The 13,722-nt window shown below is 51.9% G+C and carries 10 protein-coding genes; all 10 read left to right on the top strand.

From position 1 onward, the window contains the following. Window position 1 precedes the first annotated feature (1 nt). The 10 genes from AADEFJLK_RS14990 (at window position 2) to gap (ending at window position 13,719) form a co-directional block, all read left to right on the top strand. The gene (locus AADEFJLK_RS14990) at window positions 2-559 is read left to right on the top strand and encodes a thioredoxin family protein (RefSeq protein WP_103974827.1); all 558 of its coding nucleotides are present in this window, start codon (window positions 2-4) and stop codon (window positions 557-559) included. Between the two features lie 30 nt (window positions 560-589). Beyond that, entirely contained in the window at window positions 590-1,762 is a 1,173-nt protein-coding gene (locus AADEFJLK_RS14985; RefSeq protein ID WP_088620244.1) for a phosphoglycerate kinase, read from the top strand. Between the two features lie 155 nt (window positions 1,763-1,917). Then, a complete protein-coding gene (gene rpoZ / locus AADEFJLK_RS14980; RefSeq protein WP_088621654.1) occupies window positions 1,918-2,157 on the top strand; it encodes a DNA-directed RNA polymerase subunit omega in 240 nt (79 codons plus the stop codon). 13 nt (window positions 2,158-2,170) lie between these two features. Next, window positions 2,171-4,321 carry a RelA/SpoT family protein gene (locus AADEFJLK_RS14975; RefSeq protein WP_088620243.1) on the top strand — a complete coding sequence of 717 codons (2,151 nt, stop codon included), beginning with the start codon at window positions 2,171-2,173 and terminating at the stop codon, window positions 4,319-4,321. A 704-nt stretch (window positions 4,322-5,025) separates the two neighbouring features. Next, complete coding sequence (locus tag AADEFJLK_RS14970; RefSeq protein ID WP_088620242.1) at window positions 5,026-5,955, top strand: response regulator; 930 nt, start codon at window positions 5,026-5,028, stop codon at window positions 5,953-5,955. 70 nt (window positions 5,956-6,025) lie between these two features. Next, on the top strand, window positions 6,026-6,388 hold the full coding sequence (locus tag AADEFJLK_RS14965) for a response regulator (RefSeq protein ID WP_088620241.1): 363 nt from the start codon (window positions 6,026-6,028) through the stop codon (window positions 6,386-6,388). 16 nt (window positions 6,389-6,404) lie between these two features. Continuing rightward, entirely contained in the window at window positions 6,405-6,902 is a 498-nt protein-coding gene (locus AADEFJLK_RS14960; RefSeq protein ID WP_088620240.1) for a chemotaxis protein CheW, read from the top strand. Window positions 6,903-6,922: 20 nt separating this feature from the next. Continuing rightward, window positions 6,923-10,135 carry a hybrid sensor histidine kinase/response regulator gene (locus tag AADEFJLK_RS14955; protein ID WP_103974826.1) on the top strand — a complete coding sequence of 1,071 codons (3,213 nt, stop codon included), beginning with the start codon at window positions 6,923-6,925 and terminating at the stop codon, window positions 10,133-10,135. Window positions 10,136-10,204: 69 nt separating this feature from the next. Beyond that, window positions 10,205-12,454: a methyl-accepting chemotaxis protein gene (locus AADEFJLK_RS14950; protein ID WP_088620238.1), complete on the top strand. Its 2,250-nt coding sequence runs from the start codon at window positions 10,205-10,207 to the stop codon at window positions 12,452-12,454. 251 nt (window positions 12,455-12,705) lie between these two features. Then, on the top strand, window positions 12,706-13,719 hold the full coding sequence (gene gap, locus AADEFJLK_RS14945; RefSeq protein ID WP_088620237.1) for a type I glyceraldehyde-3-phosphate dehydrogenase: 1,014 nt from the start codon (window positions 12,706-12,708) through the stop codon (window positions 13,717-13,719). Window positions 13,720-13,722: the final 3 nt, after the last annotated feature.

Raw genomic sequence — 13,722 nt, 5'->3', positions numbered from 1 at the left:
TATGGCGGCTTTAGAACCTCCCGTCTGCGAATTTGGCAAACCCGCTCCCGACTTCGCCCTGTTGGGCGTGGACGGATGTACCTGGTCGCTGGCCGACTGCCGTGGCCCTAAAGGCCTGTTGGTCATGTTCATTTGCCAGCACTGCCCTTATGTCCAAGCCATCCACGACCGGATAGTGCGCGATGCCCGTGCCCTACAAAGCATCGGCATCGGCTCGGTCGCCATTATGTCGAACGACACCGCCGCCTATCCCGACGACTCATTCGTGAATATGCGGTTAGCGGCGGCGCAACACCAGTACCCGTTTCCCTACCTGTTGGATGAAAGCCAAAACGTCGCCCGCCGCTACGGGGCGGTTTGCACACCGGATTTTTTCGGCTATAACGCTAACCTGCAATTGCAATACCGTGGCCGCTTAGATGCCAGTCGCAAACAAGCCGCCGCGCCTGATACAATACGCGAACTATTTATAGCCATGCAAACCATTGCCGCTACCGGACAGGGGCCAGCGCAGCAAATACCCAGTATTGGCTGCTCCATCAAATGGAAAACCCATTAATTAATTTAACAGCACAAGCGAGAGTAAAATATGTCAATTCAAAGAATGGTTGATCTGGAATTATCGGGCAAACGGGTGTTAATCCGCCAAGACCTGAACGTACCCGTAAAAAATGGCCAAGTGACCAGCGATATCCGTATCCAAGCCAGTGTGCCCACGATTGAAAAAGCTTTGGAAGCCGGAGCCGCCGTGATTGTCATGTCCCATCTGGGCCGCCCTACCGAAGGCATTTATGATGAAGAATCCTCATTAAAACCGGTCGCCGAACGTCTGGCCAGCTTGCTGGGCAAACCGGTCAGACTGGAAAAAGACTGGCTGGAAGGCTTAGCGATAGTGCCGGGCGAAGTTGTCCTGTGCGAAAACGTACGCTTTAATGTTGGCGAAGAAAAAAACAGCGACGAGTTGGGACAAAAAATGGCGAAATTGTGTGATATCTTCGTCATGGATGCCTTTGGTACTGCCCACCGTGCGCAAGCCTCCACCCATAGCGTCGCCAAATTTGCCCCCATCGTTTGCGCAGGTCCCTTGCTGGCCAGCGAATTGGACGCGCTCGGTAAGGCCTTGGAAACCCCTACCAAACCGTTAGTGGCGATTGTCGGCGGCTCGAAAGTCTCCACCAAACTGACTGTATTAAAATCCTTGTCAGAAAAAGTCGACCAACTGATTGTCGGCGGCGGCATTGCCAATACCTTTATCGCAGCGGCCGGCTTTCCGGTCGGCAAATCCCTGTATGAACCGGATTTGATCGCCGAAGCCCAAAGCCTGATTGCAGCGGCAAAAAAAGCCGGTTCCGACATCCCTATCCCCGTTGACGTGGTCTGCGCCAAAGAATTTTCCGACACCGCCGTCGCCACCGTGAAAAAAGTCGCCGATATTGAAATTGATGATATGGTCTTGGACATCGGGCCAGAAACCGCCGCCCAGTACGCCGAGCTGTTAAAATCAGCCGGCACTATCGTCTGGAACGGCCCGGTCGGCGTGTTTGAAATCGAACAATTCAGCCACGGCACCCAAACCTTAGCAAAAGCCATTGCCGAAAGCCCTGCATTCTCCATTGCCGGCGGCGGCGACACCTTGGCGGCGATTGACCAATTCGGCATTGAAAACGATGTGTCCTACACCTCGACAGGCGGCGGCGCATTTTTGGAATTTTTGGAAGGCAAAGAATTGCCGGCCGTCGCCATCTTAAAATCCAGACAATAAGCCCCCGCCATTATTTATAATGGCACACTGACAAATTAATATAAGTTCACTGCACTTTTCCAGTTCTGTTATAGTCATAGCAGGTGTAAGGTGTGGTGGACTTTTATTTTTTACGGCGCACCGCCGCCGATTTTCATTTAATTACAGGATTAAAAATGGCTAGAATTACTATCGAAGATTGTTTAGAACATGTGGAAAACCGCTTCAAGCTGGTGCTGCTCGCCAGTACGCGGGCACGTCAGCTCAGCCAAGGTGCGACCGAGTTTCTGCCCCGCGCCAAAGATAAAGACACCGTACTGGCCTTGCGTGAGATCGCCGCCGGGCATGTCACTAACGAAAACATCAAGCGATTGCACCGCACCACCGAAATCCAGGATTATCCACCCTCATTCTGATTGCCCCTTGCCTATGACCGTGCTTGAACGTCCCCAAGATGTCCTAATCTGCCGCTTATGCGACACCTTGTCGCTCTATCTTGACCAAAGCCAGATCGACGACTGCGTCCGCGCCTACCAATTTGGCGCCAATGTCCATCAGGGGCAAGTGCGCAAAAGCGGCGAGGATTATATTTGCCACCCGATTTCGGTGGCGATTAGCCTCGCCGAAATGCACATGGATGCCAACGGCATTATGGCGGCCATCCTGCACGATGTCATAGAAGACTGTAATATCAGCAAACAACAGCTTGCCAATGAGTTCGGCGTAGAAGTCGCCGAACTGGTTGACGGCGTGACCAAACTCGGCAAAATCGACAATAAGTCACGCGCCGAAGCCCAAGCCGAAAACGTCCGCAAAATGTTTTTGGCGATGGCCAAAGATCTGCGGGTCATTATCGTCAAACTCGCCGACCGTCTGCATAATATGCAGACCATCGGCGCAATGCCCGCCGAAAAACGCGAACGCATTGCCCACGAAACACTAGAAATTTATGCCCCGCTCGCTAACCGCCTAGGCATGAACGACATCCGGCACAAACTGGAATCGCTCAGCTTTGCCGCCATGTACCCGGACCGCTACCAAGAACTGGACAAAGCCGTCAAAAAAGAACGCGGCAACCGCCGCAAAGTTGTGGAAACCATCGAAAGCTCGATAAAAAACCGCTTATCCGAAGCCCACTTAAATTGCGAAGTCGCGGGGCGGGAAAAAAACCTCTACAGCATTTTCAAAAAAATGACCGATAAGAAAATTCTCTTATCGGATATTTTTGACATTTATGCGTTCAGAATTTATTGCGACTCGGTCGATACCTGCTACCGGGTGCTGGGAGTCATCCATAATCTCTATAAACCTATCCCAGGGCGTTTTAAGGATTATATCGCCCTACCCAAAGAAAACGGCTACCAATCGTTGCATTCGGTATTGATGGGCCCCTTTGGCACTCCCATAGAAATACAAATCCGTACCCATGACATGCACCGCATGGCCGAATCCGGTATCGCCGCCCACTGGCTGTACAAATCCGACGACGACAAAACCGAAAAAGCCCAAGCCTTGGCTAACGAATGGCTGCGTGATTTATTGGAAATCCAAAAATCAGCAGGCGATTCGCTGGAGTTTATCGACAACTTAAAAATCGACCTGTTCCCGCAGGAAGTGTTTGTCTTCACCCCTAAGGGTGCGATCATCAAACTGCCGCGCGGGGCGACCACCGTCGATTTTGCCTACGCCGTCCATACCGACATCGGCAACGCCTGCGTGTCCGCACGGGTCGACCGGCAACTGGTGCCCTTACAGACCAAACTGGAAAACGGCATGACCGTAGAAGTCATTACCGCCGCTTGGGCCAGACCTAACCCCCTATGGCTAAACTATGCCACCACCGTTAAGGCCCGCTCCAGCATCCGTAACTACCTAAAAAACTTTAAGCAACAAGAAGCCATCAACTTGGGTCGCCGTTTGCTGGAACAAGAACTGCAAAGCATGAACCTGCATCTTGACGACATCGACAAATTACGCATTAAAGCCTTGCTGAAAATTATCGACCTACCGTCCCTAGATGAACTGCTGGAAGATATTGGCCTAGGCAACAAAATGCCGTTTTTAGTCGCTAAACAACTGACCCAAGACGACATCAACGCCAATATAAAGCTTGACAATAACGAACAAATCCCCAAAACGCCGCTGATTATCAAAGGCACCGAGGGCATGGTCATCACCTTGGCCAAGTGTTGCCGCCCCATTCCCGGCGACTCCATCATCGGCTTTTTCAACCCCGGCACCGGCATTGTCGTGCATCACCATGAATGCCGCAACCGCGTAGTCTTGCGCAAAAAAGACACCAGTTGGCTGGATGTCGAATGGAGCCAAGACATCATCGGCGACTTCCCTGCCGAATTGCGTTTGGACATCATGAACCAGCGCGGCGCGTTAGCCACTATCGCCTCGACCATTTCCGACATGGACTCCAATATCGAAAATGTCAACGTCGTCGACCAAGACGACCGCGTCTGTATCGATCTGATTACCCTGACCGCACGGGACCGTGTGCATTTGGCAAAAATCATGCGCCGCTTAAAAGAATTGCCTATTGTCTTAAAAATCACCCGGGTCAAAGCCTAAGCGCACCGATGCTGAGACCCATTCTTTCAAACGCATTGGCCACGAGAATGCAGAGCCTTACCGATCAGGCTTTTCGTGGGCTTTGTGGCAAATACTTTTTAAACAGCTACTCCTGCTTTCAGCTTGGGTTTATCAACGCCTCTTACCAATAGTCCACTCAACTGAAAAGCTTGACGGGACGCGGCGGCTATGGTTTAAAAGCCTTTGCACCACTACAGAACAGCCGTTTCCTACTCGCCCCACCGTATGTAGGATAACCGACAAAGTGTCCGCCAGCAGCCTACCTACACCTTAAATTTGCCTGTTTGCCCGCACACTTTACCATCACAGCACTATTGCAACCAAAGTTGCACCAAAATAAAGCAAAAATGGGTGATATTACCAATCATTATGGTGCATAAATCACAAACCTAACACCTATACTATTCTTCAAAACGACAACCTTTTGATATATATTAAATAAAAATACGGGCATCATTATTGCATGATGATAGGCAAACCCAACTTTAAAAAACCCATACTGCTGTATCCAGGCCATAAAGCCCTAAGTGCCGCCGATTTAAAAATCGGTGGACAGTGTTTGCAACGGCACTATAGATTAACGCCTTTTCCACGCGCTTTATAGGCCTCGAATACTGATATAAATGACAGATAGCTATCCAACATAAGCTATTTAGCCGGATTTAAAAAATAGGAGCTTTCTTATGCAAGCGAACAGTCTGCGCCAAGAACATCAACACCTTTCTGATATGCGCCCTAACACCCCTTTATCGGTCTCTGCCTTAGGCTTCGGAGCAGCTCTAGAAAGCAAACTTAAGCAATTGTTTCAACAGCAAAAAACTGACAAGCAAACTTACCGCTTAGTTGCAGCCACCGAAACCAACATCCATATTTTATTGGTCAACTATGACAACCCCTTAGCATTAATAAAAAAAGACATCCTTATTAATAACGCAGGCGGCAGCATCGCGGTTATTGCTCTCAGCCAAGGGCCTCTCGATAACCCACCACCGCACCATATCCGGGGCATGTTGACCGCCGCCAGGCTTATGGCGGTACTGGACAGGATACCGCCACCGATTGCCAAAGCCCCGCAGGGCCCTGAGCCAGTCTCATCACCCAGGCTAGAGCTGGTACAAGCCGTTCCCGTTCCCAGCATACCAACGCCAACCATGCAAGCGGCTTTGAGTGATCCCCATCAATACCGCGCCCTAGTGGTGGATGACAGCTTGTCTATCCAAAAAGCATTGGAGCTAAAGCTGTCCGGCCTGCCCCAAATCGGCGGCATCGATTTTGCCACTGACGGCATCACCGCCTTGGCAATGGCGCAAGCCCAACACTATGACCTTATTTTCTTGGATGTCATGATGCCGGGTATGGACGGTTACGAAGCTTGTACCCAATTGCGTAACAATCCGCGCTATAAAAAAACCCCCATTATTATGATTTCGGGAAAAACCTCTCCCTTAGATGAAGTTAAAGGCGTTATGGCAGGTTGCACCACCTACCTGACCAAACCCGTCCAAGACGACGCTTTCCAAAAACTCAGTATTCGGGTCTTAGCTTGGTTAACCGCACGCAAACAAGAAGAGCAAACAACGCTTGCCAGCGAAGCCAGTCTTGTGCGACATTAAATAGGCTCGTGCCGTATCCGCTGGCACAGGCGGAACGGCACACCCTTATCTTAGAAAAGGAACCGACGTTATGGCCATTCAAAAAATCTTGATTTGCGACGATTCGCAAACCGACCTTACTAACCTAAAAAACGCCTTAAAAAATACCGACTGCGTCGTAGTGACCGCCAATAACGGCGACGAGGCCGTCGCTAAAGCCAAAACAGAAAAACCGGACATTATTTTTATGGACATCATCATGCCGGGCATGGACGGGTTTGCGGCTTGCCGTGCTTTACGCGACCATCCCGACACTAAAAACATTCCGGTTATTTTCGTCACCTCACGGAACCAAAAAGCCGATAAGGTGTGGGCCATGATGCAAGGGGCGAAAAACCTGATCAGCAAACCCTTTGAAGCGGCTGAAATAACCGACGTACTGGCGGCATTTTAGTTGGGGATAATGACAGATGGCGGTTGAACATCCGAACACAGCCGAAAAATATTCGGCATTAAGCAGCTCTTTTGCCGATGCCCCAGAAATCGCCGCCACCGTTTTAGGTTTCCGTATCGGCGATTTGGGGTTTTTATTGCCCATTAGCTTACATTGCGAAGTCATTGGCCACCTGCCCGTCAATCCCATACCCAGAGTTAAGCCTTGGTTTAGCGGCTTATTGAATATGCGCGGCACGATTGTCCCTGTTGTTGACCTGTATTTACTGCCCAATACGGTTGGCAGCCCCCCTAAAAAACGTTATTTGTTGACCATAGGGCGCGGTGAAAAAACCGTCGCCCTATGGATAGACGGTTATCCGCTCTTGTTACCCGATATGGCTACGCCATTGCCCTCATTACCGCCTTTGCCTGAGCTATTACAACCTTGCGTCAGCCACGCTTATTCGCATGATGGCCAAATTTGGCTGCAAGCCGAATTTGGGGCATTGTTTGCAACGTTAGGCAACTCATAAGCTAACCCAAAAACCAACGCATGATGGAAACCGCCGAACCCAGCGACATTAGCAATACCCTAGAAAGCATCGGAGAGCTTGCCGAACAGGCCGCCGCCGAAGGCTTTTATAGCTTACAGGATGTCGGCTTGCTGATTGTCGAAGCCTTAAGTGCCCTACCAACCGCTAGCGTCACCACCGGGCTATTAACCGCTTTGGCACGCCTGTCGGAATGTTTTAGCGAATACAGCTTCGGGGCCGAATCGGCCATTCCCGACATCATCGGCATCATCAGCCACCCCAACCTACAGATCGCCCTGACCGAGGACGAACTGACCGCCTTAGCGGAGCAACTGACCACCGACCTGACTGCCGGCGCATGGCCTATAGATGAAGAAGAAGCAACGCCGGAAGCGGCTGAGGACGGTGCTACCTCTAGCTCTTTATCAAAAGAAACGATGGAGTTGGTCGAGTTACTGGAAATGGAAGCGGCACTGATCCAACGCCTGCTTTGCGCCATTGATCTGGATACCGCTGGCGCAACTGATCCGCTAGCCAGCCTTGCCGATAATTTGGAACGCTATGTGAACGCGTCGAAAATGGCCGGATTTGAAGGCTTGGCCTTAATTTGCGAACATATCGGCCGCAATGTCCAGCTTTGCCGTGACCAGCCCGAACGCTTTGCCGCCCCGCAATTACAAGCCTTACAAGACTGGATAGCCAATGTCGCCCGCTATTTGTCCGGTTTTAACGAAACCGGGGCGGGTATGCCCATGCTCGCGCAACTGGGCCATACCGATTGGCCGCAACCGATCACGATGGAAGCCGCCGCTATCCTGATGACCCTGCTCCAAACCACTGGTAGCGATGCCGACAACAGCGCACCGGCCATCGGCCGCATCGAACTCGCCACGCCGGAAGATGTCACCCTCGCCTTACCTGATGATGTCAACCACGAATTGCTCGCCATCTTATTGCAGGAACTGCCCGTCCAAACCCAAGCCTTTTCCACCGCCCTGCAAGCCTTAAAAACGGGCGGCAGCTTGGCGGACTTAGACACTGCCCAACGCATTGCCCATAACGTCAAAGGTGCGGCCAACACCGTCGGCATCAAAGGCGTCGCCCAACTCACCCATTACCTCGAAGACGTGCTGGTCGCCTGCGCCGAACAACACACCTTACCCGGAGCTGGCTTGCTCTACACCTTAATCGAAGCGGCCGATTGTCTTGAAGCAATGAGCGAATCCCTGCTTGGGCAAAGTCCGCCGCCCGATAATGCCACTGCCGTCTTGCAGGCTATTTTAGATTGGGCAAAGCGCATCGAGCTGAATGGCTTAGATGAAATCGCCGCCTCCGCCCCGCCGCCCCAACCTTTGGCAACGCCCGCCGAAGCTGCCGCCACCGAAGTTGTCCCCACAGATGCGGCAGACAAACAACAGGCGCCGATGGTCAGAATCGAGGCCGAGCAACTCGAACAGCTGTTCCGCCAAGCAGGCGAAAATATCATTATCAATAGTCAGGCCAACGAACGCCTGCGCCGTATGAAAAACCAATTGCAAGCGATGCAAGAGCAATTTGAGCTGTTGCGCCGTTTAGGCGACGAATTGGAACAGCTGACCGACTTAAAAGACTTGTCCGGGCGGTCATTAAGCCCCGACAAACCGCTGCACGATGCGTTAGAAATGGACCAATACAACGAGCTCCATACTGCCAGCCGCCGGATGGTAGAAGCGGCGTTCGATGCCCGCGAAATGAACTTGGATGCCAGCAAAGACTTGGCGGAAATGTACCGCTTACTGGAAGACCAGCAACGGTTGGTCACGGAAACCCAAGAAACCATTATGGCGGCACGGTTAGTGCCCATTTCGTCGATTTTCCACCGCCTACAAAGAAGCTTACGGCAAACTTGCCGCCTGACCGGCAAAGACTGCGAATTGGAGCTGACTGGCGAACAGATGATGGTGGACGGCAACACCCCTAACGCCATGATCGACCCTATCATGCACTTGTTACGCAACGCCGTCGACCACGGCATTGAAGATCCGCAGGAACGCCTAAGCCTTGGCAAATCCGCACAAGGTAACATCACCATAGACTTCGCCCGCGACGGCAACTATATCGTGGTGCGCGTCCGGGATGACGGGCGGGGCTTGGATTATGCCGCCATCCGCCAAGTCGCCGAACAGCGCGGGGTACTTAGCCCCGGCCAAACAGCCAGCGAAGCGGAGTTGCAACAAGTTATCCTGCGGCCTAATTTTTCGACCCGCACCGAAGCCACCCAAACCTCAGGCCGGGGCGTGGGCATGGATGTGGTGAACTATCAAATACAGGCACAAGGTGGCAGCTTGGCGCTACACTCGGTAGCGGGTGTGGGTTTGACCGTAGAAATGAAAATCCCGCTCCCGTTAAGCCGCTCCCATGCCTTACTGACCCACATCGGCCCTTACCGTATCGCCCTCGCCAACAAAGGTATCCGGCAAATCCTGTTTGCGGCCCCTGATGATTTCAGTGACAGCCCCGATGGCAAACAACTGCTGATAGAGGATAGCCTTTATCCGGTCATCACCCTCAATAAACTGTTACACTTGCCCGACCAGCGTCCGGTCGGACAATTTCACCAAACCGCCCTATTGGTGCAGGGTCTCCAGCAAAGCTGGGCGGTTATGGTCGACAGCATTGCCGATGGCTTGGATATTGTTATCAAAAACTTTGGCTTTTATATTAAGAAAATTCCTGGCTTTATCGGCGCGACCATTCTCGGCGACGGGGCGGTCGCACCCGTGGTGGATTTGCCCGAATTGCTGTTAATGGCAGACAGCAACGCTGACTATGCCGCCTTCCTGAATTTTGCCGATCCGCTGCCACTCACCGCCAACCTGCCTAAAGTCCTAGTCGTTGACGACTCGCTTAGCCAACGCCGCGCCTTGGAACAACTGCTGCAAGATGCCGGCTACCACGTCCAAACTGCGCGGGACGGCATTGAAGCTGCCGAACAATTGGATACCTTCACGCCCGATATTGTCTTGACCGACTTGGAAATGCCGCGCATGAATGGTATAGAGTTTGCGTCACATATCCGTATCCGAGACAAATTCAGCCGCTTGCCCGTGATTATGATCACCTCCAGAACCACACAGATGCACCGAAAAATGGCGGAAGCCGCAGGAATTTCCCTGTATTTGGTCAAACCCGTCCGCGAAGACGATTTATTAGCCCAAATGCAGCACCTGATCGACAGCCACGCAACGGCCTAAAACCGCCACCGCCCGGCTTAGCCATGGACGGCACGCATTGCCCCATTACACTATCATTGAGCCAGAATCATGCCCCAAGAAAAGATAAAACTGTTTAGCCGCCTGTCATTAAGAAAAAAATTCGGCCTTTTAGCGGTGCTTGCATCGCTTTTATTAGGGGTCGCTTTTTATTCCTATGTCAATAACCAACAGGATAAAATCAATTTCACCAAGCACGAGCAACAAGGCCTTTATCAGGCCAAAGAACTGCTCACACTATTACAGGCCCTACCCAGGCACCGTGGCTCCTCGACCGGTTTACTGAGCGGCAACAGCGCGATGGCGGCTGAAGAACAGGCCAGCCGAGAACGGGTTGACCAACAAATCGCTAAGTTCGATGCCTTAAGCAAAACCATCAAAGATGCCGAACTGCACAAAACATGGGATGCCGTTAAACAAGACTGGCCTGTTATCGCTAAAAAAGTGGCCGACAAGTCTGTTACCCCCCCCGAAAACTTCGATAGCCATACCCAACTTATCGCCAAGGTCTTGGAAGTGCTGGATTTGGTGGTCGACGACTCGCAATTGTCACTCGACCCCTATGCCGAATCCTATTTTTTAATGCGCGCCACCTTAGTTGACAGTCCTGTGCTGACCGAATACCTAGGCCAAGCCAGAGGCTGGGGTACAGGTTTATTGGCAAGGACCGCAAAAGCGGCGCAAGGCAAAGACCCCACCACTATCCCCACAGTGCTGACTTTGCAAGACCGTGGCCGCCTAAGCCTGATGACCAGCATCGCCAACGCCAAAGCTTATGAGGCGACCCGCGATTTTAACAAGGTCGTCAAATATAACGGTAAACTGGAAACGGACTTATTGGGGCAATTGAAAACCGCTACCGAAACCGTCAATAAAGCCATTGCCCTTTCCGATGCGGAAATTATTAACAAACCGACCCCTAGCTATTCTTCTACCGATTACTACAAACAGTACACCCAAGCCATTGACGGTATGTTTGCCGTCATTGACGCTGGCACCGCCGAACTGGATGCCATGTTTAACCGGCAGATAAAAGCCGCCAACCAACAATTATTGGTCGTTTCCATCGTTATCTTAGGCCTGATCTTAACCTGCGCCTCGGTTGCCGCCTTCATTATCCGTTCCATTACCCAACCTATCGGCCTCTTGGTCGAAGTTATGCAAAAGCTGGCGGCAGGCGACAACAGCATCCGCGCCAACCTACAATCTTTAGACGAAATCGGCATCTTAAGCCGCCAATTCGACAGCATGGTCGACCAACGCGAAACCATTCGGCAAGGCATTGAAGAAGAAAACGAAGTGCTCAACAACTCCATTGTCGAACTGCTGATGTCGGTGGCGAAACTGGCGCAAAAAGACTTGACCGTCAAAGCCGAAGTGGCGGAGAACGTCACCGGCCCCGTCGCCGACGCGTTAAACATGCTCGCCGAAGAAACCGGACGGGTGTTAATGCGCGTCACCAAAATTGCCGACGAAGTCGCCCAAGTCTCCCAGCAGGTACAAGGCCAATCGGCACTGGTCATTGATGTGGCCACCGATGAAAAACGCGAGATCGCACAGGCCTCCATTGAGTTGGTCGCCGCCTCGTCCGCCATGCTCGCCATTGCCAAATTGGCCACCGACTGCAACCAAGCCGCCGAAAAAGCCATTCAAAACACCGATAAGGCGCAAGAAACGGTATTGGACACCATTAACGGCATCACCTCTATCCGTGACACGATCCGCGAGACCGAAAAACGGATCAAACGGCTGGGCGAGCGTTCGCAAGAAATTGGCGGCGTGGTCAACTTGATTAACGACATTGCCGAACGCACCCACATCCTCGCGCTCAACGCCGCCATGCACGCCGCGTCAGCGGGCGAGGCAGGACGCGGCTTTGCCGTGGTCGCCAACGAAGTACAAAAATTGGCGGAAAACTCCCGCGAGGCGACCTCGAAAATTTCCTCGCTGGTTAACAATATCCAAGTGGAGACAGCCGATACCGTTACCACCATGAACAATGCCATCAGCCAAGTGGTGCGCGGTACCGAACTCGCCCAACAAGCGGGTGACGAAATGCGCGAAACCCGCGACACCACCGCCGAACTGGTGCAATTGGTACAGATCATCGCCAGCAGCTCTACCAACCAGTCAGAAATCTCGCAACGTCTGGTACAACGCGCTAAGCAAATTGAAAAAAGCACCGAACAGACTTACGGACAATTACAGGATCAAAGCCTACAAACCGAGCATCTGGTGAACTTATCCGATTTGCTGGTATCTTCAGTCAAGGTTTTCACCCTACCCAAAGACAGCGAGTAGCCTCCATCCGCCCAAGCCTGCGCCGGACTACCCGTCCGGCGCAGGCTATTAAACCAAGCGTTGTTAACTCTTTTTGACCCTAAAGATAGGTAGTTATTTTTTAAAGCGTTTTCGCCCAAGCCTTAGGTACGCGTCTACCAACGTCTATCATCAATGGACGAAGTGCCGCATATTTTGATATAGTTGCAAGGTTTATGTCTATTTGTACACGTTTGTGTCAATTTTGTCCCATCACTCTCTGGAGAAATTAAATGCCAATTAAAGTTGCTATCAATGGTTATGGTCGTATTGGCCGGAATATCGTCCGCGCCTTATACGAAGCGGGCCGCACTGATGAAATCCAAATTGTCGCCATCAATGATTTAGGCGATGCCAACACCAATGCACATTTAACCCAATATGACTCCGTGCATGGCAAATTCCCTTTTGATGTCAGCGTTGATGGCGAATTCATGGTGATCAACGGCGATAAAATCAAAGTTTTCTCCGAACGCGACCCCTCCAAATTGCCTTGGGGCGACTTGGATATTGACGTTGTCCACGAATGTACCGGCCTGTTCACCAGCAAAGCCAAAGCCTCTGCACACATCACCGCAGGCGCGAAAAAAGTCATCATCTCAGCACCCGGCGGTGACGATGTTGATGCCACCATCGTTTACGGCGTTAACCACGACACCCTGAAAGCGACCGACACCGTCATCTCCAACGCCTCTTGCACCACCAACTGCTTAGCGCCGCTGGTTAAACCGTTGCACGATGCCATCGGCGTTGTCCACGGCTTAATGACCACTATCCACTCGTACACCAACGACCAAGTGCTGACCGACGTTTATCACAGTGACTTGCGCCGCGCCCGTTCCGCCACCCAATCCATGATCCCAACCAAAACTGGCGCAGCAGCGGCAGTCGGCTTGGTACTGCCTGAATTGGCCGGCAAATTGGACGGTTTCGCCATGCGTGTCCCAACCATCAACGTCTCTGTTGTTGATTTGACCTTCACTGCGGCAAGAAACACCAGCAAAGCCGAAATCGACGAAGTCCTGAAAGCCGCTGCCGCCGGTTCTTTGAAAGGCATTTTAGAAATCAACGAAAAACCGCTGGTTTCCACCGACTTTAACCACAACCCAGCGTCTTCCATCTACGAAGCGCCGCTGACTAAAGTCTTGGACGGCAACTTTGTCAAAGTCCTGTCATGGTATGACAATGAATGGGGCTTCTCAAACCGTATGCTCGATACTTCTATTGCCTTAATCAATGCAGGATAAAAC

This window comes from Methylovulum psychrotolerans (assembly GCF_002923755.1).
GTDB lineage: Bacteria > Pseudomonadota > Gammaproteobacteria > Methylococcales > Methylomonadaceae > Methylovulum > Methylovulum psychrotolerans.
The sequence above is the reverse complement of the archived record's forward strand: the minus strand, read 5'-3'. Positions and strand labels throughout refer to the sequence as shown.